The sequence below is a fragment of the Gaoshiqia sediminis genome, assembly GCF_025907915.1.
Classification (GTDB): domain Bacteria; phylum Bacteroidota; class Bacteroidia; order Bacteroidales; family Prolixibacteraceae; genus Gaoshiqia; species Gaoshiqia sediminis.
In genome coordinates, this window is sequence record NZ_JAPAAF010000001.1 from 38,048 (window position 1) to 61,231 (window position 23,184).

18 protein-coding genes are annotated in these 23,184 nt (G+C 46.9%); 9 read left to right on the forward strand and 9 right to left on the reverse strand.

Annotated elements, in window-relative coordinates; genetic code table 11:
* Positions 1-299 precede the first annotated feature (299 nt).
* The 3 genes from N2K84_RS00150 to N2K84_RS00160 all read right to left on the reverse strand — a co-directional run bounded on the left by N2K84_RS00150 (position 300) and on the right by N2K84_RS00160 (position 5,038).
* Positions 300-2,213: a DUF3857 domain-containing transglutaminase family protein gene (locus tag N2K84_RS00150; protein WP_282589724.1), complete on the reverse strand. Its 1,914-nt coding sequence runs from the start codon at positions 2,211-2,213 to the stop codon at positions 300-302.
* Positions 2,214-2,268: 55 nt separating this feature from the next.
* Positions 2,269-4,308 carry a DUF3857 domain-containing protein gene (locus tag N2K84_RS00155; protein WP_282589725.1) on the reverse strand — a complete coding sequence of 680 codons (2,040 nt, stop codon included), beginning with the start codon at positions 4,306-4,308 and terminating at the stop codon, positions 2,269-2,271.
* A gap of 424 nt (positions 4,309-4,732) precedes the next feature.
* Entirely contained in the window at positions 4,733-5,038 is a 306-nt protein-coding gene (locus tag N2K84_RS00160) for a hypothetical protein (RefSeq protein ID WP_282589726.1), read from the reverse strand.
* 290 nt (positions 5,039-5,328) lie between these two features.
* Here N2K84_RS00160 and N2K84_RS00165 point away from each other — a divergent pair, with 290 nt between their 5' ends.
* Both N2K84_RS00165 and N2K84_RS00170 read left to right on the forward strand, forming a co-directional pair.
* Positions 5,329-6,468, forward strand: a complete 1,140-nt coding sequence (locus N2K84_RS00165; protein WP_282589727.1) for a nucleoside/nucleotide kinase family protein — start codon at positions 5,329-5,331, stop codon at positions 6,466-6,468.
* The gene (locus N2K84_RS00170) at positions 6,461-7,591 is read left to right on the forward strand and encodes a nucleotidyltransferase family protein (protein ID WP_282589728.1); all 1,131 of its coding nucleotides are present in this window, start codon (positions 6,461-6,463) and stop codon (positions 7,589-7,591) included. Before N2K84_RS00165 ends, N2K84_RS00170 begins: the two co-directional genes overlap by 8 nt.
* A gap of 29 nt (positions 7,592-7,620) precedes the next feature.
* Here the strand turns inward: N2K84_RS00170 and N2K84_RS00175 are convergent, their stop codons facing one another.
* From N2K84_RS00175 to N2K84_RS00190, 4 genes are all read right to left on the reverse strand, one after another.
* Positions 7,621-8,013, reverse strand: a complete 393-nt coding sequence (locus tag N2K84_RS00175) for a hypothetical protein (RefSeq protein ID WP_282589729.1) — start codon at positions 8,011-8,013, stop codon at positions 7,621-7,623.
* A 61-nt stretch (positions 8,014-8,074) separates the two neighbouring features.
* On the reverse strand, positions 8,075-8,779 hold the full coding sequence (locus N2K84_RS00180) for a protein-L-isoaspartate(D-aspartate) O-methyltransferase (RefSeq protein WP_282589730.1): 705 nt from the start codon (positions 8,777-8,779) through the stop codon (positions 8,075-8,077).
* Between the two features lie 123 nt (positions 8,780-8,902).
* Positions 8,903-9,415, reverse strand: coding sequence for a hypothetical protein (locus tag N2K84_RS00185; RefSeq protein WP_282589731.1), 513 nt, complete (start codon positions 9,413-9,415; stop codon positions 8,903-8,905).
* 79 nt (positions 9,416-9,494) lie between these two features.
* Complete coding sequence (locus N2K84_RS00190; protein ID WP_282589732.1) at positions 9,495-10,406, reverse strand: lysophospholipid acyltransferase family protein; 912 nt, start codon at positions 10,404-10,406, stop codon at positions 9,495-9,497.
* Between the two features lie 125 nt (positions 10,407-10,531).
* On the opposite strand from N2K84_RS00190, the gene N2K84_RS00195 reads away from it, so the two are divergent.
* Positions 10,532-11,308, forward strand: a complete 777-nt coding sequence (locus tag N2K84_RS00195) for a glycerophosphodiester phosphodiesterase (RefSeq protein WP_282589733.1) — start codon at positions 10,532-10,534, stop codon at positions 11,306-11,308.
* 100 nt (positions 11,309-11,408) lie between these two features.
* On the opposite strand, the gene N2K84_RS00200 is transcribed toward N2K84_RS00195, so the two are convergent.
* Positions 11,409-12,275 (reverse strand): N-acetylmuramoyl-L-alanine amidase-like domain-containing protein, encoded by an 867-nt coding sequence (locus tag N2K84_RS00200; protein WP_282589734.1) that lies wholly within the window; start codon positions 12,273-12,275, stop codon positions 11,409-11,411.
* A 164-nt stretch (positions 12,276-12,439) separates the two neighbouring features.
* On the opposite strand from N2K84_RS00200, the gene N2K84_RS00205 reads away from it, so the two are divergent.
* The 5 genes from N2K84_RS00205 to N2K84_RS00225 all read left to right on the forward strand — a co-directional run bounded on the left by N2K84_RS00205 (position 12,440) and on the right by N2K84_RS00225 (position 18,218).
* Positions 12,440-12,931 (forward strand): RNA polymerase sigma factor, encoded by a 492-nt coding sequence (locus tag N2K84_RS00205; protein ID WP_282589735.1) that lies wholly within the window; start codon positions 12,440-12,442, stop codon positions 12,929-12,931.
* Positions 12,928-13,800: a FecR family protein gene (locus N2K84_RS00210; protein WP_282589736.1), complete on the forward strand. Its 873-nt coding sequence runs from the start codon at positions 12,928-12,930 to the stop codon at positions 13,798-13,800. The genes N2K84_RS00205 and N2K84_RS00210 overlap by 4 nt, the downstream gene beginning before the upstream one ends.
* 6 nt (positions 13,801-13,806) lie before the next feature.
* A complete protein-coding gene (locus N2K84_RS00215; RefSeq protein ID WP_282589737.1) occupies positions 13,807-16,326 on the forward strand; it encodes a TonB-dependent receptor plug domain-containing protein in 2,520 nt (839 codons plus the stop codon).
* A gap of 248 nt (positions 16,327-16,574) precedes the next feature.
* Positions 16,575-17,225 (forward strand): hypothetical protein, encoded by a 651-nt coding sequence (locus N2K84_RS00220; RefSeq protein ID WP_282589738.1) that lies wholly within the window; start codon positions 16,575-16,577, stop codon positions 17,223-17,225.
* A gap of 90 nt (positions 17,226-17,315) precedes the next feature.
* Entirely contained in the window at positions 17,316-18,218 is a 903-nt protein-coding gene (locus tag N2K84_RS00225; RefSeq protein ID WP_282589739.1) for a hypothetical protein, read from the forward strand.
* 15 nt (positions 18,219-18,233) lie between these two features.
* On the opposite strand, the gene N2K84_RS00230 is transcribed toward N2K84_RS00225, so the two are convergent.
* Positions 18,234-20,957: a 4-alpha-glucanotransferase gene (locus N2K84_RS00230; protein WP_282589740.1), complete on the reverse strand. Its 2,724-nt coding sequence runs from the start codon at positions 20,955-20,957 to the stop codon at positions 18,234-18,236.
* Between the two features lie 247 nt (positions 20,958-21,204).
* Here N2K84_RS00230 and N2K84_RS00235 point away from each other — a divergent pair, with 247 nt between their 5' ends.
* Positions 21,205-22,923, forward strand: a complete 1,719-nt coding sequence (locus tag N2K84_RS00235; protein WP_282589741.1) for a PNGase F N-terminal domain-containing protein — start codon at positions 21,205-21,207, stop codon at positions 22,921-22,923.
* The last annotated feature ends 261 nt before the right edge of the window (positions 22,924-23,184 follow it).

Consider the following 23,184-nt stretch of genomic DNA (forward strand, 5'->3'; position numbering starts at 1 on the left):
TGCTTTGAAAAAGCAAAAGTTTGCCGGGATGGGTAAGGCACTGGTTAAAAAGCGGCGACAGCTTGGGGGGCGGCGCCGAAGGGTGAGCTAAAGGCTCCCGATTGATCTAATTTGATGCCGGAGGCATCGCATGTTTATAGAAAAGGAATGTTTGAAAGAGAAAGGACCTTGCTCATCGGAATATGCAAAAGCTGGTAGAGGCTGGGAAATCTCTCCTTTTGTGTTTTTCTGCTTTTCATTAAATGAAGAAGCGTTCCTTTTTAAGTTGGTCAGTCTTTTATGAAATGATAACGGCCTCGCTAGGTTTTGCCGACCAGTAAAACAATTTTTTCCTTATCCTGGCGTAATACCCCAGTTAAAAAGGCATTTATGGTACCGAATTCCTCCGGGGGAAAGTTTCCCTTATGGATGGTGATTTGTCGGCTCACCCGGATTTGGGTGTCGCCCAATTTTTGGTAAGTAATTTTGTAGGAACCATAGGGCGAAGAAAATTCGTTGTCGTTTGGCAGGAATTCGATGGAAGTATTCAGGGGGATGGTCAGGTTGAGTGTGTCATTATATGCATAGCCAACCGCTTCATATAAATTTTGTTTCCGGTTTTTCATCTGGTTTCCGGCAAAAGCGTGGCGGAACATCAGGTTGGGTTCAACAAAAATCCGGTTTCCTCCGGTGACGGCATAACTGTTCATTTGTCCGTTTAGCTGCAACGTGGCTTTTGCATCGTCGCCGGACACATCTGTCAGGGAGAAGCCATCAATCTGAAGATCACCGCGCGAAAGGGTTTTCAGCAACTCTTTTTTCTGTTCTTCTTTCGATTGGCCGATCAGGTAGAATACATCTTCGTATAAATAGTTCCGAAAGTCTGCGGTGAACTCTATTCGGGCGCTTCCGTTGCCAAACAGACTGACCTGGATGTTTGAGTTCCGGGTGTTTTTCCTTGTTTCATAGGTCGGTGTTCGGGCAAGTTTTCCACCGTTTGGGGTAACCAGCAGGCTGTACCGGTCCGAATTGTTTGCGCCGATGTAACCGAAAGGCAGGTTCTGGTTTGTACATTCAAGCCAGATGGTATCTTTCCCATTCGGCATACAAAGAATGACGTGGTTTGTTTGGTTGACGCTTGGGAATTCGGGAAATTTAATTTTCCGGTACGCTCCGCTGCCGATTTCGGTATAGTATGCCTCGATCCCGATTCCGTTAAGCAGGGCTTTCATGTAGTTGCTCAGTGCTTTGCAGTCGCCGTATCCTTTTTGGTGAACTTCCGTTGCCGCCATTGGCTGAAATCCGCCGATCCCCAAGGCAATATTGACATACCTGGTTTTTTGCTGCATGTATTTGTAGAGCGCTTCTGCTTTTTCTTTTGCGTCGGCAATGGGGCCGGTAAGTAATTTAATTTCAGCCAGGGTTTCTGCCGGAAGTCCGTCGCGCTTGTCAATCAGGCTATATACCCATTTGCCGTAATCTTCCCAGCTGGTAAAATTTCCCGTAGTCCCTTCATAAGCAATATCGTTTGGCGATAAAAGCACGGAGGGGAAGATGTCCAGGTGGTCGGGCAGGCCGGGTTCGTAGGTAATTGCTTTCAACGCGGTTGCCGTCCATTTGAAATGTTTGGAGGTGCCGCTGGTTGTTTCTTCAAAGCGAAATGGATAATTCAATGGCATGTGATTCAATCCCAATATTTCCGGGGTGTTGATGACCAATTCGGCCTCTTCGGCCGATACCCCGAACCCCATTTGAGGAAACCAGATTGGAAAACCAACGGTGCTTTTATATTCGATGGAGTAGGTATAGGCAACTGTGTAAGGATAACTGGTTGCCGAGGGGCTGTATTGTTTAACCCGGTTGTCGCTGTAGAGTGTAAAGCTGTTATTAAAGGCATAATCGTTAAAATTCTTCTTTTTGATGGATTTTACATATATCCCTTTTTCATCGTAAATGGCCCCTTGCAGGTCGGCAACCTCGGAGTTGTTGTCGTAGTTGATCAGCAGTTCGGCAGCCGATGAGCCCTTCTCGTTCAGTATGGTTGCCACATAGTTGACCGTGAGCGTATATTCCTCAACCGAAAGCCGGTTATAAATCGTTGAGTAGGAACGGACGACTGCATTGGCATCCTTTTTTAGCGAGTCCGGAACCAGGGAATAATCGAAGTTTCTTTGGGCAATGCCAGGAATACTGGCCAGCAGTCCGATTAGTAGCTGAAGAAATTTTCGTTTCATGCAGGGATGTTTGTCTTGATTTTTGGTTTATTTACCGGGGATTGCGGGGCATAAATCAATTCCTCGATTTCAGTACAATCATTTCTTTCTCCTTGTCAACAATTATCTGGACAAAGGTTTTCAATAATTCGTATTCGTCGGGCAAAAACAGGCTTTTGTTAATGTCGATCATTGAGCTGATGCTGATCATGTTGCCAATTTTCTTGGTGTCGTAGCGGAAACTACCCGCACCTTCGGGGAGTTTTATCATCAGGGGTTGGGGCAATTCCGAAATTTCGTAGTTTTCAGGCAGGACAAATGCATACATCCGCTGCACCTGGTAGGGATAATTAAATTCAACAGGGAACTCTCTTTTTTCCAGTTTGAATGGATTTTCATTGAAAAAAGGGTCGAGGGCAGGAGAGAAATACACCATATCGGCGGCATTGTTGAGGCCATCAATCGACGAAATATCATAGGATAGTTCCATCTGGTTGACGATACTGTCGCTGGTGCTGATTTGCAGGTTGTTTATCGTATAGGAAGTACTTTCTTCTTCCAGTTCTTTGATCGATTCTTCCGGTTCGGCCGACTCTTTCAGTTTTGACTTGTAGAAATATGCCGAATAATCAGACAGGTATTTCCTGATCTTGCCGTTTACCGATAAGGTACTGTCAAGCGTAATCATGCATTGCGATTTGGAAACGTATGATTTGTAGTCCATCAGGTTGATCCATTTATCCGGCAGGTCGCCAATTACTCTTCCTTTATCGTTCAGACAGCGGATGGGGACCAGGTTGGCCGATGAGTTCGGATCGGTGGCATCGAGCAGGTAAGTTTTTCCGTTGTGTGCTACCATGGCAATGACGTAATTGAAACGCGTGATCGAAGGATGCGCCGGGTGGATAATCCCGTGGGCCTGGGTGCTCAGGATCAGCGGATGGCTGGTGAAACCCAACGATCGAAGCAGCATGACCAAGTTCAGGTTGACGTCTGCGCTGTTCCCTTCGCCGGTTTTATACGCCCTGCCAAGTGTGGCGGATGTGTATTTATTGTACTGGCCATTCCAACTTATTTTCTTGTGAATGAGTCGCAAGGCTGCGTTCATTAGTGGTTCGTCCCCGAGGTTGCGGTCTTTTAGCAGCTTGGTGTCGTCGTCCAGATGGTTGGCCCTTTTTAATTCGAGCCCGAAATTGGCGCTTTCATTTAGCTTATTGTCAATTTCTTCCCAGCTTGCCGTATAATATTTTTGGATTTGGTTGGGAAATTGAGTGGATTGCAGTTCGAATTCAATCTTCGACAAGTAATTTTCGGCAGTTTTCATGAATTTCTCCTCCGGGAAAGCAGGGATGTTGCTGGCTGAATAATGGAAAATATTTTCAGTAAAATCAACATCGTATGTGTACTTTTCTTCTTTTACAGTCAATCCTTCGGCTTGCTGGCGATGTGTTAAAGTCAATTTCCGGAAATTACAGCCTGTTTCCGACTGAATGGGGTAATAACCAGTTGATGATCTATTGTAATTGAAGTACTCCGGGATTTTTACCGTATAGTCGCTGTACAGGATGGGTATCTTGCGCTGGAAATACCATTCCTGAAGGTTAAACAAATAATCCGATCTGATGTCGTATTCAATTTCCAGGACAGAACCTTCTTTCAGACCCGGCATGGCAAACTTCAGGGTTCTCCAGTTATCGCTGGTTTCCTCGGTTAAAATATCACTTTTTTCGAGTTTGATCTTAGTGATTTTGCCTTCCTCCAAGTTATAGGTGAAGGCTTTCAGGCTGGTTACTTCTTCCTTGTCAAAATTGCTTTGGTAAATTGGGATGCTGAAATTGCCCCAGTCAAAGGCTTGTTTGTCCAGGATTTTTATACGCAAATGCCGGTTGAAAACGAGCTGGAATCCTTTGTCCATGGTTTGGTCATACTCAAAACTGGTATTCCCAACATCGAAAATATAATAGGCATGGGCATTTGAATCGATGGGACATAATTTTGATTCCAGTTCGGTCAGGTCAATTTTCCCAAATTTGGACGGCTGATTTTGTGACATGGAATGGAACTGTAATCCTAAAAGAAGGAAGGCGAAGATTAGTGGTAAGAGTGTTGTTTTCATAAGTAAAGGTTAAAAAATAGAGTCGCTTGTTAGGTAAGTTGTTAATATATTCTGTGTATATTATAATGCGCGTGTACCGGGTAATCGTTGTGTCTATGTTTGTTTTACGTTAAGGACTGTCGCTATCGCAATGAACCTTCAAGTTATAAAAATCGGCTCAGGGAGTATATATTTTTTACCGGAAAATTCATTATTTATTTTATGTCTTAATAAAATAAGTGCCGTGAGCTATTTTGTTGCCGTGTTGTGAACCGCTAATTGCCTGACATATAATTGATCAAGGAGCTATTTGAGCTGTTCGCGACCGTAATTGGTTTTCACCGAAAAAAATAAGTGCTAAAACCAAATCCGGTTTTAGCACTTATTAGAAAAACTCGTGAACGGAAACACCATGGCGGTGTTTATTTGCGAAGTGATCAATTTTCTACCAATGATGGCCGCTGGGAGAACATCTGGGGCCATTGTGATTTCCGTTGTTGTGGTGTTGGTTTTGATTTTGGTTTCGATTCTGGTTTCGATTCTGATTCTGATTTCTCTGGCTGTCACCAATCTGGTATCCATTCCCATTGTTGCCATTGTTCCCGTTTGCTTGGGCACTGTTGTTTAGCAGAATCATCATGGTTGCAGCCGATACGGCAGCGTAACCGGCTTTTTTAATAGCTTCTTTACGCGTCATCTTAGAGTCGTCATGAGCTGCAGTTTGTTTGTTTTCAAGGTTATCCTTTTTCATAGCTGTTGTATTTTGGGTTTGCGATTTGTTGACCGTGTTAAAAACTATATTTCTTTCAATACCGTTTGATTTGGATCAATTGGACTTAAGCTTACATTTCTAAAGCAATTTCGAAAAATCTGCTTCGCGGGGCAATGGGTATTTTCCCCCAAAAGCGCTTTCGCGATGTTTATGTTTGACGCTATATTCGGATGGATATCAAGTGTTTTTACTACCCCGATGATTCTGTAAATAGTTTTTATATTTAACTTGTCATTCACCAATCAGCTCAAGTTTAAAGGGGAATTTTCATGGCGAAGGTCGCTTACGTAAAAAAGAAAATAGGGCAATCGTACCTGGTGTGGTTGCAGAACAGTAACTTGTATTTTCAGTTGGAAGAGCCAGCCTGGTTTGCTTTCAGGAAATTGGCTAAGCGGTACCGGGCAGAAACTATAGCTGTGGAATTTGGGCAGCGCTATGGGGTGAGTGTTGAGGAGAGCCTGGCTTTTGTTGCCGAAATGCGCGATCGGGTGGAGGAGTTCAATCAGGCGCCTGTGAGCGTTGAAAATGATTGTTCGGACATGGATATTTTTCGGAAGTATGTGTTTACCCCGATCTCCGTTCATCAGTATCAGTTTGGAACAAAAGTCGTTCGGTTTTCTTACGAAAAGGAAGGCTTGGTAAAGTACATCCATCCGTTGGTTGAGCATCTGGAAGTTGCTGCCGATCAACGGGAATCCAGTAGTTTCGAATTATTTACCTGCGAGGGCAGGGTCGTATTCCGCTTGAATGGCGAGGTAAAGGGATACTGGGGTAAAGCGGACAGTGAATATACAAAAGGAAAAATTTTCCTGGAGTTGATCAATGTATTGCACGATAAGTCCGACTCCGATTGGTTGATGACGGTCCATGCCTCGGCCATTACCAACGGACAGAAAACGATTCTCTTCTCGGCCGAACCCGGTAGTGGAAAAACCACCATGGCTGCTATGCTCCAGGCTGAAGGATTTCAACTTATTTCTGACGATTTTGTGCCGTTCGATAAATATTCCATGCAGGCATATCCGTTTCCGATAGCCATGTCGGTTAAAGAGGGGGCTATGAAATTGATGGCTTCACTTTATCCGGATTTGGAAAATAGGCCGTTGCATTACGTTGGCCCGGAAAAGCAGGTGCGGTACTTACCGGTTGAGAACCACAAGATGAAAATGATATTTCCGGCCCATGAATTGGTTTTTATTAAATACGATCAGGAAGTTGATTTCCGGATGGTAAAGCTGGAGCCGATCCAGGCAATTAAAATGCTTCTCGACCAGATCTGGGTGCCGCCATCACCCGAAAATGTCGAGCTATTGTTTGATCGCCTGGAACAATTTTCATTTTATCAACTTGTTTATTCAAACAACCGCAAAGCATTGGATGCGATAAAACAACTGTTTGATCATGACTGATAAGGAGCTCTTCTTTTTCGCGGCAAAATGTCTTGCGCTGGATGAAAATACCGGTTTCAAAAATGAAATCATCAGCAATGCGCAATCGGGCCGGGTTGATTGGCAGGATTTTGTTGCCTTATGCAGCAATCATCTGATCTTGCCCGCCATCTTTATCAAGTTCAAAACTCACCGGATACTTGAACATCTGCCAAACGAATTGACGGACTATCTGCAGGAAGTGTATGAGTTGAACGAGGTCCGGAACCGGGGAATTCTGGACCAGTTGCATGAGATTGTCGATGAATTGAATAAGCGTGGGATTGCCCCGATATTTCTGAAGGGGGCAGCTTACTTGTTGGATGGGCTTTTCCCAATAATCGGTGAACGAATGTTGGGTGATATTGATTTTTTGGTGGAAGAAAAAAATTATCTGCTTTCGGCCTCCCTTTTAAAACAGGCTGGTTACCAGGAGGTGAAAGAAACGCCGGAGTATAAAGATATCAACACGTTTAAGCATTATCCGTTATTGTTTCATCCGGCTCATGCCGCAACCGTTGAAATTCACCGGATACCTACCGATGAATCCTTTTTGGGTTGGTTCAACGCCGAAATCCTTGATCGTGAAAAGATTGTCCCGGCATCGCTTACGGGCTGTTTCGTGCTGTCGGACAAGCATAAAATCGTGCATAACTTTATTCACAGTCAGCTTTCCAACGAAGGCTTTTTGTATGGTACCGTGTCGTTGCGCGAAATTTATGATGTGTACCTGCTTTCGAAAAGATTTCCATTAGAAAGGGTACTTCCCGAAATAAAATCGAAGCAAAAAGCCATTGCCTATTTTGCTTTGGCCCGGAACCTCCTGGGATTGGATGATTCCTTTTTTCGGCAAAAAAACCTTGCCTACCGGATTCTTCGGAAAAGATTGGCCCTGCATATTGGCTCCCGACGATTTTATAACTTCTCCCGGGGTCTGATTTTTATCTTTCAACGGATATTTTCCGGTTACTTCGGACAAATTTTGAAAGCAATCTATTCAAAACAAAAACGACAGTATTTGAGCAGGCGCATCCGTAGCAGAAAATGGTATGGCGACCATGTTCGGTTATACACTGGTTTTTTCAGGCACCGAAAAAATAAATGATTTTTCCCGGTGGGGAATTTAGCGCGTTGTCAATATCCTAATTCTTCGGCAATCGCCAATGTTTTGTCAATGATGGTTGAAATCTGGTCCGTAGCCGTGGCTTCCCAGATTTCATCATCAAGCTTTTTCAATTCAATAGTGTGTTTGGAGCCTTTATTGTCGAAAATTAATTTGCACAGCACGGTGCTTAAGGCTCGTTTACCCTCCAATTTTGGCCCGGGCACAAAAAATAAGTCATAGTTTTCCTGCATGGCATAGCCCCAGGGATCGCCTCCTTTGGTGCAAGTAAATGCAGCCCTCGCCAACGATTCGTAGCGCATGGAGGGTTCCGGATGGTTTTTCAGCAAAGGCAGGTGTTTATGTTTGGGAATGACGATCAAGTGGTTGTCATCCTGATTGCTGTTGTGAAACTTTTCTTTCATGGGTAAAGCTGTTTGAAATTAGCATTCGAAAAAACGTTAAAATCCGGAACAAATTGAATTTTCATTCCTTATGGATGAAGGGCACAAAGCGGACTGGCGCCACGTTTAGTATTATCACTTTGCCGTTTTTCTTTTCAACTACTTTCAGCGTTTGGATTTGGTGTTCTCCTCCTACGGGGATGACCATGATGCCGCCTTCTTTGAGCTGTTCGACCAACGGTTTTGGAATGGAGTCGGCTGCAGCTGTCACCACAATGGCATCAAAGGGGGCATGTTCTTTCCAGCCGGAATAGCCGTCGCCGGCTTTCACGTAAATGTTTTTATAGCCAAGGTTCAGCAGTAGTTCTTCGGCCTGGCAGGCCAGTTCTTCCACAATTTCGATGGTGTAAACCCAGGCGGTGATTTCGGCCAGCACAGCGGCCTGGTATCCCGATCCGGTCCCGATTTCCAAAACGTTATAATGGGGGCGGGGCTGGATTAGTTCGGTCATGTAAGCCACAATATAGGGTTGCGAGATGGTTTGTCCGTAACCAATGGGCAGGGGCTGATCGGCGTAGGCCAGTTGCCGGTAGGCCTCGGGAACAAAATGATGACGTTCCACTTTGCGCATGGCGGCCAACACGCCCCGGTGACTGATGCCGCGCGCCTCAATTTGCTGGTTCACCATTTGTTCCCGGGCTACGGCAAACCTGTCCTGTTGAAACGATATGCCCAGCAACAAAACCGGAATCCCACTGCACACTATCTTTAATAGACTGGGAATCATGTTTTTTCTTTTTTTCTGAATGCAGAAGGCCAATGCCCTTCAATCAAGCCTTTTTACGGCAAACCACACGGGCTGGTTTGCCGGGAAGCTGGATTAATAAGGTCGCGGGAAGAAGGGGCAGGTTCAGCGTTTTATTTTCATGGCCGTTTTCAGATCACGTTCGGCTTGTTTGAGGTATTTGCGGGTCAGGCTGAAATGATCCAGGGTTTGCGTTAGCTGGATGTCGATATTTGAGGGTATTTGCTCGTCAAAGATCAGGGATAGGCTGTTGCGGGCCAGGCTCAGTGTCCGGATGGCTTCGTCCAAAGAGCTTTGAATTCGTTCAGCCAGTTGTTTTTCCGTTTCCAGTTTCATATTGCCGGCCAGGAAGGCGGCATCGCTGGTCAGGAAGGAAGCTTTCCGGGCGTTCATGTACAAGCTGTCCATGGCGGTTAGCGCTTCGTAGCTGTGAAATTTAATTTCCTCCAGGTCGGCAGCGCCATTGTAAAGGCTGAACAGGTTGGCGGCGGTTTGCGAGTGGTTCCAGGCCTGTCGGGTTAGCCGCAGTGTTTGCTCAAAACTGGGGTGGGGCGATGTTTGTCCCGAAACCGAACTTACCAAAGTTATTAAAAGAAGGATGCCTGCCAGATATTTCATTTTTTCAGAGACTGTTTAAGTTTTATTATTTGTTCCTAACGGGAATTTTTAAACAGCTAATGTAGTCCTGTCCGTTTTTTTAGCCGTTGTAAACTGTTCTTGGAATTAATGGCGTGTGATCCGGGCGCTGGTGTTTCCAGCGTCGGTGCGACCAAAGCCAGTATTGTGGTGTTTCGCGGATGATGTTTTCCATGGTTTCCACGTATTTCATTAAAATGTTTTCGCCGGATTCTTTTGCAGGCTCCGCAAATAATTCAATGAAGTTAACCTCATATTTCCCGCGACCGGTTTTCCGTGTGTGATGAAAGAATACAGGTTGATTGGTTTTAACAGCAATTTTTTCCGGCCCGGAGAAGAAGGGGGTTTCCTGGTTCAAAAAGGTTGTCCAAAACTGGGTGGTTGGGGCGGGTGTTTGGTCGGCAGCCAGCCACAGGCAGCCGGGACGTCCACCTTTCCCAAATTGAATGGCGGTACGTGCCGAATGATTTACAGGAACGGAAATGCCGCCAAACCGTTCGCGCATATCCAATATAAAGCGCTCCATTTCCTGGTTGTCCCGAACCGGGTTGTAAATCATCAGTAGCTGGTGTTTGGCAATACGTTGTAAGCTGGCGCTCCATTCCCAATTATTGTAATGCATTCCCAGTAAAATAATGCTTTTCCCGTCCAGACAATAGGCATTGGCTTTTTCCAATCCTTTAACGGTGATTCGTTCATCCAATTGGGCATCGGTCATCCGGTAAAGTTTTATGGCTTCCAGTGTCAAATCACAAAAATGACGGTAAAACTGCCGGGCGATATGGTCAATTTCTGCTTCGGTTTTTTCGGGGAACGACTTGCGCAGGTTGGTGTAAACTACCCGCTTTCGATAGCCAACAACGTAGAACAAAACCAGGTACATGAAATCGGAAATCAGGTAAATAACCCCAAACGGAAGTTGAGCAAAAGCTTTTAGCAGGACAACAAGGGAATTGTTCAATATCTTTGTCATGGGTGTTTCTTTGATTCGTGCAAATTTAAGATTTTTTTAAGAAGGGGCTTACCTTACTGTTGGGTAGAAAACGCAACTTTAGGGGTGGTTTGCGTTTATAAGTTCAAAACGAAAATAAAATCAGGATGAAACGTATCATAACCGTTCTCTTATTGGTCGTCAGTTTAAGCAGTATGGCACAAGTTGAATATATTGCCCATCGGGGCGCCTCGTGCCTGGCGCCCGAAAATACGGTGGCTTCGGCAAAACTTGCCTGGGAGCTGGATGCCGATGCCGTGGAAATTGATGTGCACCTTTCGAAAGACGGGCGAGTGATGGTTTGCCACGACAAAAATACCAAACGTACTACCGGAGTTGATCTGAAAATCAGTGCGACGGTTGCTGATGAACTTCGGAAACTGGATGTTGGAAGCCGGAAGGGAAGTCAGTTTGTGGGTGAAATGCTTCCGGTAGTGGAAGAGATACTGGAGACTGTTCCCGCAGGTAAAAAACTAGTCATCGAAATAAAATGCGGCAGCAACATTCTACCGGCGCTGAAAAAGGCGGTTGACGAAAGCGGGAAAACCAACCAAGTTGTTTTCATTAGCTTTGGGTGGAAAGCGATCCGTGATACGAAAAAAGCTTTTCCGCAGAATGACTGTTACTGGCTGAGCGGCAGTCGAGGCGGGCTGGAACGAAAGATGAAACAGGCAGCTGCAATTGGACTCGATGGCGTAAACCTGCATCATCTGCTGATTGATGAAAAAGTAGTGGACGATGCCGCTCGCCTCGGCCTCGGTTTGCTAACCTGGACGGTGGACGACCCGCAGGAAGCCCGGCGCCTGGTTGCTTTGGGAGTGAAAGGCATCACCACCAACCGACCCGCCTGGCTGAAACAGCAAATATCTTCGATTGATGATTGATGACCGGGATGGGAAAACTGGCCATTGGTCGTGGATGGCCTTTCCCCTGAATTTGGACAACTCGAAACTTGGAATTTGGAACTTGAAACCCCCACGCAACTCACCTGGGCCGTGCAACCATAATGCCGGTGTACGACTTCCGGTTCATCAGCAGATCGGCCAACGGTTCTTCCGAAATAACCACTTTTTCGAGCGATGAAGAGGCATGCAACAGATGGATGCGGTTGTTTACGCGCACCAGGATTCCCGTATGACTGATGTCCAGTCCTGTAATTCGGGTGGTAAGGCCAACCAGGTCGCCTTCCTGTAAGTTGTCTTCAAAAAGCCTGATCTGCTCTTTTTTTAGGAAAACCTGTTTACGGGTAGAAATAACCGTTTCCTGTTGGACAATGAGGGGTACCAGTTCCGGGTTTTCTTTCAATACAGGATAGTTGTCCGGATGTGTTGACATGAAATTGACCATCCCGTCGAACGGCGATCCTATGTTGGTTATTGGCTCAGTTATCAGTCCTTTTTCACGGTTGTCGTAAATCCAGTCGCTGAAATAATGCAGCCGCGAAAGATAGCCATCACGTTTTCCGTCGCGATAGCGGATTTTTTCCAGGTTGCGGACGAAGGTGGCAAAATTGCCCTCTCCCGATTTCAGGGAAATAGCCAGCGCCAGACAATTTTCGACAAAGGTGGTGCAATCCATTTCGCGCAGGTTGACAACCAGTTGCTCGTCTTTCCCGTTTTCCAGCGTATAGGCTACATAGCGAGTTCCCAGAAAGGCTTTCCCAATGGAGGCGGTTAGCAAAGGTACCGACATTTTTTCTGCAGAAAACCGTTTTAGCAGTTTTTCCAGGATCACCCGGTCTTCGCTGGTTGTGATGACTTGTTCCGGTTGTAAATCAGTTTTCTGGGCTCCTGTTTGGCAAGAGTGTCCGATAATATACAGCATTAAAAGGAAAGCCAACTTTGGAAGCATGCCTTAATTTTTTCCTGAAAGTACAAATTTATTGGCATGGTTGGGTAGGGTAAGTTTCTTTTAAATCGGAATAAGAGTGAAAATGGAAAGAATTTCCTTAACTTTTTCGGATTTTATTGAAGAGAGAATATGCAGGCCGAATGTAGTACCAAACGTTTTGGAAGTTGACAACGCAGGAATTTAAACAGTTGTTTGACCGCTATTTTGATGCGGTGCGCAGTTACATTTACTACCGCTCGGGCGATCAGGAATTGGCAACCGATATCGCGCAGGATACGTTTATGCGGCTTTGGGAGAAGCAAATTGCCTATCACCCGAAAGAAAATGTAGGATTGATTTACAAGATAGCATCGGATCTGTTTATCAGCAGGTATCGCCGTCAGGTGGTCGAACAAAATTACCGAAAGGAAATAACGCTTCACTATAACGAAGAAAATTCGCCCGAGGAACAGATGCAATACGGCGAGTTGAAAGAAAAATACGAACTGGCCCTGGCTCAATTATCGGAAAAACAGCGGGTGGTTTTTCTGATGAGCCGCACAGAAGGACTGAAGTACTATGAAATTGCCGAACGGCTGGGCTTGAGTGTGAAAGCCGTTGAAAAGCGGATGAACCACGCCTTAAGTGCATTAAAAGAGAAATTGCAATTGTCATGAACAAGGATAACAAACAGATAAAACAAAAGCCGGACGCTTGGAGCGATTTTGACCGGATGACCGGCAAGCTGTCCGTTTCCTGGGACGAGCCCAAAGAGGAAATCTGGCAACGGATGGCCCCGCAACTGGCCCGACCGGCATCCCGGCCAACCCGGATCTTGTGGATGCGCCCGGCATTTCGATTGGCTGTGGCTGCCATGCTGGTGTTGTTGATGGCCACGGGGACATTCATCCGATTCTACAGGGTGAGCGTTGAAACAGGTGTAGGGCAGCAGCAGCTGGTAACGTTGCCCGATGGCTCAATCATTCAGCTTAATGCCGGATCTTCGCTGAATTATTACCCCTATTGGTGGGCGTTTTCGCGCGAGCTGGCTTTTAACGGCGAAGGTTATTTTGAAGTGGAAAAGGGGCGCCGGTTTTCGGTGGTGTCGGCCAAGGGGACAACTACGGTGTTGGGCACCAGCTTTACGGTTTTTGCCCGCGAAACGGCTTACCGGGTAGCTTGCCTAACCGGTAAGGTGAAGGTGGCCGATGCCAGCGGACAACACGAAGTTGTTCTCGAGCCTAACCAGAAGGTGGCCTGGCAGGAAGGCGGATTTTTGAAAACCGAAGCAAAACCCGCCGAAGAAACGGCCTGGACCCGGAACCAGTTTCTTTTCACCGGAACGCCCATTCAGGAGGTGTTCGACGAAATTGAACGTCAATATGGTGTGCAGATCAGCCATAGTTTACTGGCTGATTTTGAGTATGCCGGCAACTTCTCCCGGGAACTTTCGGTGGAGGAAGTGTTGAATTACGTTTGTAAGCCGTTTAATCTTAAATTTGAAAAATTAGGGTCGAAACAGTACCGGGTCATAAAAAATGAATAAACCAACGTGAGAAAATTTTTTCTGCTTGTTTGTTTGCTGGTTTCAGGCTTGTTGTCCCAGGGGCAGGAGGTGGAACTTGTTTTTCAGGATTATCCGCTGAACGAGGTTTTGCTGGAACTTCGCGACCGCTATAATCTTCAGTTTTCGTTTGATGACGCCCGGCTCCGGAAATATCAGGTGACTGTAAGCCGGACATTTTCCAATCCGCAATCCGCGCTGGACCACCTGTTGAAAAACCTTCCCCTGACTTATGAAAAAGCCGGTGAGGTTTTTCTGATTTTTGACAAACTCGTTGTTGCGGAGCTGAAAAATTACCGGCTGGCCGGGCATTTTGCCGACCACGAAACCTCAGAAAGTCTTCCTTTTACACATGTCCTCATCAACGGACACGGGCTGATGACGGATCAAAAAGGCAACTTTTCCTTCGTGTCAAACACCGACAGCCTGTTCCGCTTGCAAGCTTCATATCTAGGGTATTATCAGCTTGATTCGTTGGTGCATGCCGGGACCGCACATCGGTTTTTGCTGGTTCCATCCACTTTCAGCCTGAAAGAGATTAAAGTGGAAGGAGCGCAGGTGGTGCGCACCTTGCAGGTTGGGTACACGCCCGGCGTTATGCGCCTGAACCACCAGATAGCCGGCAGGCTGCCGGGCTACGGCGACAACTCGGTGTTCAACCTGCTCAGGTTGCAACCGGGCATCCTGGCAGCCGGTGAACAGTCGAACGACCTGATCATACGCGGCAGCTACGAAGGGCAAAGCCAGGTGCTGTTTGACGGTTTTACCCTTTTCGGGATGAAAAATTTCAACGACAACATCAGCGCGGTCAACCCGTTTCTGGCCAAGGATATCCAGGTGATGAAAGGGGGTTTTGGCGCCGAACACGGCGAACGGGTTGGAGGGATCGTCAACATTACCGGAGCCGACGGCGATGTGGACGACACGCATCTCAGGCTGAACCTGAACAACATGACCCTGAACGGTTATTTCAGTGTGCCGGTTGGCGGGAAAGCAGCTTTGGTCATGGCGCTTCGGCAAACATATTACGAACTGTACGAGACCGGGCAAATCTCAATTGGCTCGCGCGGGCGTTCGGGCCGGGGCAACCTGGTTGACCGAAACCTTTATCCCGACTATAACTTCAGGGACCTGAACCTGAAACTTTCGGGGAAAAGTGATGGAGGGGATAGTTACAGCATTAGCTTTTTGCAGGGAACCGACCGGTTTACTTACTCGCTCGAATTGTCCGGTCAGCAATCGAACCTGCTGTATGAGGATAAAGAAAATAACCTGCAAACCGGCTTGTCGGTCATTTATAACAAAGGATGGAAACGCGGGAACCGTTCGGAGCTGACGCTGGCCTGGTCTGAACTGGAAAGCGAAGTAATCAACCTGAGGCAAACCGGGAGGCAACTGCCCGTTGACGGCGGTCGGGGGAGCGGCGGTCCCGGGGGCGGTTCCTGGCAAACCAGCGTGAATAACTTCAACCAGAATAAAATTGCCGAGGCGAAGGTGGCCCTGAAAAATCAGCTGGCAGTTTCAGCAACACAAAATGTGGGGCTGGGCGGTGGCCTCTATTACAATCAGGTACATTTTGTGGAAGATTCGTTTCAGGTGAACTTAGTCCATCAGCAAATAGATGGTACCCGTCTGTTTGCTTATCTGGAAGACCAGGTTTCTTTTGGACCGCAATTTTCTTTCACAGCCGGTCTGCGTGCCGATTACCCGCTAAACATCGAAAAGACCTATCTGCAACCCCGGTTTTCGGCCTCGTGGGAAATGAATGATCATGCCAAAATGAACGGTGCCTGGGGCCTTTACCGGCAATACATTGCCCGCAGTTCGGTGATTGACGAATTGGGCAACTACCGTTATTTGTGGGCGGTTTGCGACAATGAGGCCATTCCCGTGCAACAGTCGCAACATAGCTTGCTGGGCTTCACCTGGAACCGGAATGACTTTACATTTAGCGTGGAAGGCTACTACAAGCATACCACCGGACTGACCCGTTATGTGGAAGATGCCAACGTACGTAACTTGTATGAGGGTAAAAGCAAAAGTAAAGGGCTCGATTTTTTAATCCGGAAAGATTACCGCGGACATTCGTTTTGGGCAGCTTATACCCTTAGTCAAACGATGGAGCAGTTTGCTTATTTTACGGCTGACGGCTGGCAGCGCGCCCTGCACGACCAGCGGCACGAGCTGAAAATGGCGGTCCTCTTTCAGCTCAAGCCTTTTTATTTGTCGGCCAACTATGTTTACGGTTCCGGCTTCCCCGATCCGCTAGTGGAAAACAGCGAAAACTTCGAACGCGACTATCACCGGTTAGATGTGGCCGCCGTTTATCACCTGCCGATCAGACGATTTGCCCTGGAGGCCGGGGTTTCTGTGCTGAATGTGTTCAATTACGAAAACATCAAATACGCCAACTTCATCCGGGTGCCCGACGATCAGGATGCAACCGTAAACCTGCATGCCGAGGCTGTTCCGTTTACACCGACCATGTTTTTGAGCCTTTCATTCTGAAATAGGGCCGGGCTTATCGCTTACGTCATGCTGAACTTGTTTCAGCATTTGTTGCATAATGTAGCTTTGTGTTTGTTGAGCAGAAATCCCTAACCGGTTAATTTATTTCCCATTATCACCACCTTTCAGAGTCACTTTCCTCCGAGTCTCCCGAAAAAAATGTAAAAATTTTTCGCATCAGGTAGGGTAAAAACCTTCCGGTGCGGTTAGCAATTGAAAAAAGATAATTATACACCTTAAAACAAAAAATGATGAAAGCATTCATGAAAACATTCGTATCCGCTGCTTTGGTACTTTTCATTTCAGTACCGGTATGGGCACAAACCGAAGAAGAACCCGTATTGGACAAGCAGCAAACCCGTACCCGCTTGCAGGATGGCACCGGTGACGGCACACCCGACCAAACGCGTCAGCAAGATCGCACCCACGCTGACTTTGCCGCAGCACAACAAGGATTGTTTGCCGGACCAGGAGGAAATGGAAGTGAGTTCAGGGACGCACTGAGGGCAACTTTTACCGAAGAACAGCTGGCCATTTTGGAAAACCAGGAAATGACCCGCGAAGAAAAACGCGAGGCGTTGCAGGCCACCTTCACCGAAGAACAGTTGCAAATGATCGAGGCTCATCAGGAACTCCGGGCCGAACAACGAAACCAAATGGGAAAAGCCATGTCGGAAGGGCAGGCACAGCAGGTTCGCCAACGGATGCGTCAGGGAGGCAACAGCGAAAATGTAGAAGCCGTTCAGCAACAAGTACAGGAGCAAGTGCAGAACATGGTTCAGGAGCAGGTACAAAATGCTGCCCAGGAACAAGTGCAAAATGCTATCCAGGAGCAAGTTCGCCAACAAGCCGGTGAAAGCGGCGCCGGAAACCGCGGTGGTAAACGGGGCGGAAATTAACCCAATTCACACAATCCCGCAGGCGAATGAAACAGTCTGCGGGATTTTTATAAATTTTTGCATAACGATATTCTGTCAAGATCAATAAACATGAAGAAGCTTATCCTTATCCTATTTCTTGCCTTTTTAGTAGGACAGCAGTTATGTGCGCAAAAGCCGGAGAATTTGGACGAAGCCCGCATGGCGCGTATTGATTCGTTATTGAATGATTTGTTGTTTGGCGAAGATGTTTCTGCTTACGCCCAAGGGCTCAAACAGAATTTTCAGTTTCTGTATTTACGCGCCAACTACGATACCAAAACGTATTTTGCCGGGCGCGAAATTGGCAACGACCAGTACAATTTGTCAGGCCAGCTGTTTTACATGCACTCAAACGGTATTTTTGCCGGGGTTTCCGGAAGTTGGTACAGCCAGCTCGATCCGGGATACCGAACTACCGTTCTGACTCTTGGCTACGGAAAGGGATTAAAAAAAGCGAAGTTTTTACGATATCGTTTTTCGTATGATTATTACTTGTTTAATAATGACGATCCCGACTTCGACCCGCTCTACACCAGCGGCCTAAATACCGGTATTACCTTGAAAAGCAAATCGCTGGGTACCCGTTTTGATGCGGCTTTCTTGTTGGGAAAAGAAGTGAGCACACAGCTTTCGTGGGACTTTTATGCCTACCTGAACCTGGTGAAACTGGGCAAATACGACAAAATCCGCCTCGAACCGGAAGTGTCGCTGTCCTTTGGTACCGAAGCAGCCGCCTTTTCGTTGAGCGAGGTTTTGGTCGATCCGGTGACAAACGACGTGTACGACACGTATTATGAAGATGTATTCGGCCTGCTGAATGTGCAGCTTATTTTACCGTTGAATATTACGTATCGCAACTTCGATTTTGAAGTGTCATACCAGTACAATTTACCACGTACCCAAGGAGATGCCTTGAGCTACCCGGAGAGTTCATCGTTCCGTTTGTCGCTCGGGTACATGTTTAGTTTGTAGGTCGGAATCACTGCATTAATAATCGGCGTTGCGTCCCGAAATAGTCAGGTATTCCCGTAATAATTCGTTGAATTCATCAGCCTGCTTCAGTTCTTGGATGCTCTGTTTCATGCGGAACCGCCATTTGTGTCGCACGTCGCTCGGGTAATTGATTTGTTCCAGGTGGGTTTGGTCCCAGCGAAGCAAGCCATCCATCGCAATTAAATCCTGAATGGGGAAGATGGTCCACATGGCCGGCGAATACAGGTGTTGGGCAATGATTTCTTTGCATACCCATGGCTCGGCAAAATAGGGCGCTTCTTCGTCGGGATGTCCCAGTTCGAGGTTGAAAAAGAGCTGCGTTTTTTCGCGGTCTTCCTCCCACCATCCCCGGATGGTCGGCATATCGTGGGTGCCCGTGGCGCAAACCGACAGGTATGGCGCTTGGTCCGGATGCGAAAAGCGAACCTTGGGATTCTTTGGCATCCGCTGAATTTCGAGGCTCAGGATGCCCAGCTCCGACATGGCTTTGGGCACGCAGGCCGGGATCATACCCAAATCTTCGCCGCACACCAGCATGTTACCTACCGATACAATCGACGGTAGTTTTTCCAAGCCCTTGCGGTACCAGAAATCTTCGTGACGTCTGAAATAATAATCGTTGTAAAGCTTTTCGAGCCGTTCTTTTTTCCAATCTTCCAACTCGGCAAACGAGGTGGTTTTTACCATCGAAATGCGCGGGTGCCACTGGTCGTAGCCCGTGTTCACAAACAACACATTGGCTGCCAGCTCAAATAGGCCGTCCCTGATTTTTCGATTTTCATCATCCAGTTCTTCTTCTTCAATTCCGTTCAGAAAATGCTGGTTGATCTTTTTTTGCGTATTGAATTCTTTTTTCAGGCGATATTTCCAATTCCCCAAATCATCCAGATACTCATGAATGACGAGGTCGGTTTGTTCACCAAACAAGCGTTGCAGCAAATGATGGCGGATGTATGGCAGGGCAAAGCGTTCGTAGTCAAAAGCCAGGCCGTAGCTTTCAATTTCCTGCGCGGGCATCGGCAGGGCCGGGTTAAAATGTCCCAGCAAAGCTTCAACGGCATCAGACGGAACTTCCCAAATACGGAAAAAACCCAGAATGTGGTCGATCCGGTAGGTGTCGAAATAGTCGGCCATTTTCTGCATGCGTTTGATCCACCAGGCATAGCCGTCTTGGGCCATTTCGTCCCAATTGTAAGTGGGGAACCCCCAGTTTTGCCCCCTAACCGCAAAATCGTCAGGCGGTGCGCCAGCTTGGGCGTTTAGGTTGAACAGGTGCGGTTCGGTCCAGGCTTCCACGCTATTCGGGCTGATGCCAATCGGGATGTCGCCTTTCAGGACAATACCGTTTTCGCGGGCATACGAGGAAACTTCTTTTAATTGTTTATCCAGATGGTACTGAATGAAGTAATGCACGGCAATGTGTTCCCATATGTCTGATTTAGGGGAACATAACTGTTCGATTTTTTCTTTGTTATACGAGCTGAACTCTCCCCACTTTCTGAAATCGGGCGATTTCATTTTGTCGCGCAGATAAACAAAGGCAGCATAGGGAACCAGCCATTCTTTGTTGGCTTCAAAGAATTTCTTGTACGAGTTTGTTTTGAAAAGCTGTTCGCCGTCCTGATCGAAAATGAGCTTATAGTAACGCGATTTCAGCCGGTGAACCTCGGGATAATCCACATGGTTGAGTGAATTTAGCTGTTGCTGATGGGCGGTAAATTCGTTCATCAGGCTTTCGTCGTTCAATTTGCCGAGCTTTTCGAGGTTGAGGTATATCGGGTGCAGCGCCATCACCGAAACGGACTTGTAAGGATACGAATCGAGCCAGTTGTGCGAGGCAACGGTTTCGTTTACCGGAAGTACCTGCACCATTTTTAGTCCCACCTGTTTGGCCCAATCGATAAAACCGGTCAGGTCGTTAAATTCGCCCACGCCAAAGCTTTTCTCGCTGCGCAGGGAGAAAACGGGGACTGCCACACCGGCGCCTTTCCACAGGCCTACCGGAAAACGGAAACTGTTGTCAACACGGGTGATGAGTGTTTTTTGCCCAAGCTTGCCAGGCGAAAAAAAAGCACGGTCGGCCCCTGCTTCCCAGGTTGCTACGGTTTGCTTGTCAAGGTCCCAGATGGCGTATTTGTAATAAACCGGAAAGTGCAGATCGGTAGCATTTACTTGCCCGGTCCACACCGGAAAATCATCGCCACAGTTGAGAATCAGAGGCTGGCGTTCATCCCAATTACCCAGCACATCCTGATTACCCAGCACACAAACTTTATAGTTGGCGCTGATTCGAGGTACCGTAATTTTAAACTGTAACACAAAATCGGACTGAATTTCATGGACGGCTTGCCGGTTGCGTCCGGGTTTCATAATTACCCGGGTGAACGTATTCGTGTATAATGGTTTTTCTTTAGCCGGTGGGGCTTGCCACAGATCGTCCACTACCATCACGTTGTGCTTTTCGGGTTGCAGATCGATGAAATGGTTGCCGCCCCATTCCTCATGCCGGTTTCCCTGTTCATCCATCATCAGGTATTTGTATTCAACCCGTCCGGTTGTTTGCCCCATTTCGGTTGTAACATTCCAAATGCCATTTTCCTGATAGTTCATTTTCAGGGCTTGGCCTAAATTCCAGGCTCCAAACTGTTTCGATGATCCTGAAATAAAAATTTGCTGACCCGGAATGGTGTGGTAATGAAGGCTAAGAGTAACTCTCATGGCTAATTCTTTTAACTGGTTAAAATGAACAGTTTCTGTGGAAGTTGATTGGGCTTACAAAAGATACGATAATTTACATCGAATCGCTTTGGTGAAAAATCAGTTTTTTTTGCTTTCTGATTATAAAACATGTAGCCGAAGATGGCTGGGCAGCCTGCTTGCATGAATTATTGAAAGCTGATATTTCCGTTTTGTTATTAAACGACGAATATGTATTTTGTGTCCGCACACACTTAATCGATATGAAATGAAGAAAATTGGGATAATTTGGCTGATGGGCTTGCTGTTCATGCAGTTTGGTTTCGCTCAAACCGGGTATTTTGATAAGCAAGGCGAAGTAATTTATAGCATGTATGCCAATGGCGGTGTTCGCGCAGGTGCTGGCAATACAGTTATGACGTATGCAAATGGTATTGCCCGTTTGGTAACCGATCAGTCAGGCAAAAACGTGATTCCGGAAGTACCGCAGGAGGAAACTTATCTTCTTTATTCATCAAAAAAAACCTGCCAGCGGGCTACTTTTCAGAATGGTGAACTGATTCATAGCCTGGAAGACTTTAATGTGCTGGATGGTTTTGAGCCCGACGGTACTACCGAGAAAATCCTGGGCTACACGTGCCAAAAGTATGTGGGCAGTTCGTTTTCGAACCGCATTGAACTTTGGGTAACCAAAGATGCCGGCTTGCTGGGCACGCCAATCGCGTTCTTCCCCATGACCGATGGCCTGGTGCTGAAATATGTCCGTAACGGAAACTTCGGGATGGTGGCTACCCAAATCAATATTCAAAAAAAAGAAAAGGAAGTTGATTTATTTCCGACGGAATTGGGTGCTGAAGTTACGCCTGTAAAATACCGGCTACGCTTGGCCAATGCTTTTGTAAAAGATGTATCCATATTCGACAAACAACAAATAAACTGGGGAACAGAAATTAATAATCCGCAGGGCGATTGCGAAGATTACACGTATCGGTATGCCGGTGGAACGGTGGTGCTGAAGAAAGTAAACCTGCCCGAAGTGCCCGATGGAACAGCTGTTTTTGCCGAGCTGAAACAGCAGTCGAACGGCGATGCATACGACCGCACCGGTTCTGTGTTTGTGGTGCCGGTCGATCAGAAGCGCAGCTTCCTGGACGGCCTGAAATATGGCGTGGACTCGCTTCCAAAATACATCAGCAAAGCCGGAAAAGTCTATCAGGGGATGACGGCGACCGGTAATTATTCGCCGATTGTTGAATTGGTACGTTTTTTTACTCCGTTTGGTATTCACCATTTTAATGATAAGCGCGATGTGGGCATTGCTTGGGAAGATACAACAACCTATAAGCAGGAAGTTACTGATTTGTTGCCGCTACTCAGGGGTGAAGCCTGGATTGGTGTTTTTATCGGCAATTATGATGGGGGCGGGCACAAGATGAGCCTGAACCTGAAATACCATCTCAACAACCGGGAAGTGAGCAAGGAGCCTGCTAAAAAATACTGGATAAAACCGGTATTCACCACCACCAATGTGCTCGAAATGGCAGGGCAGGAATACGGGACTCTTTTTGGTACCGATACGCTGAAGGTTGAATTTGACGTGCCTGCCGGGGTGAAAAACCTTCGCTTCCGTTACCTAACGACCGGACATGGCGGTTGGGGCGGAGGCGACGAGTTTGTGCCCAAGACCAACGAGCTGTTTATCGACGGACAGCCTTTCTTTCAATTTACCCCCTGGCGGACCGATTGCGCTACTTACCGTGCCTACAACCCGGCTTCGGGAAATTTCTGGAACGGTCTTTCCTCGTCTGATTACAGTCGGTCGGGCTGGTGCCCGGGCACGGTTTCGAACCCGCTTTATATGCCGGTAGCCGGGTTGGGTGAAGGAAAACACGTCATTCAGGTTTACATTCCGCAAGGCGAACCCGAAGGGAATAGTTTCAGCGCCTGGAATATTTCCGGGGTATTTATTGGTGAAATTGACGAGTAAAAAGTCCAGCAGGAACTGGATGCTACAGTTATAATACTCATTTTATTTCACGGTTATTAAAGTGAATGTTAAATGTGTTGTTTCGTCCGATAAGGTCGTCGGTGATTTATGGTGAGATTCGGGAACGGAATTCCTGGCGCGCTCAGCTATTGTTTTTCCCATTTTAATAGCTATATTCATCGGCGGAATGAACTGATTTTACCTTTCACCCTAACGTGTATTTAATTTATAGAAATATCCGCCAACAATTGCCTGGCAGGT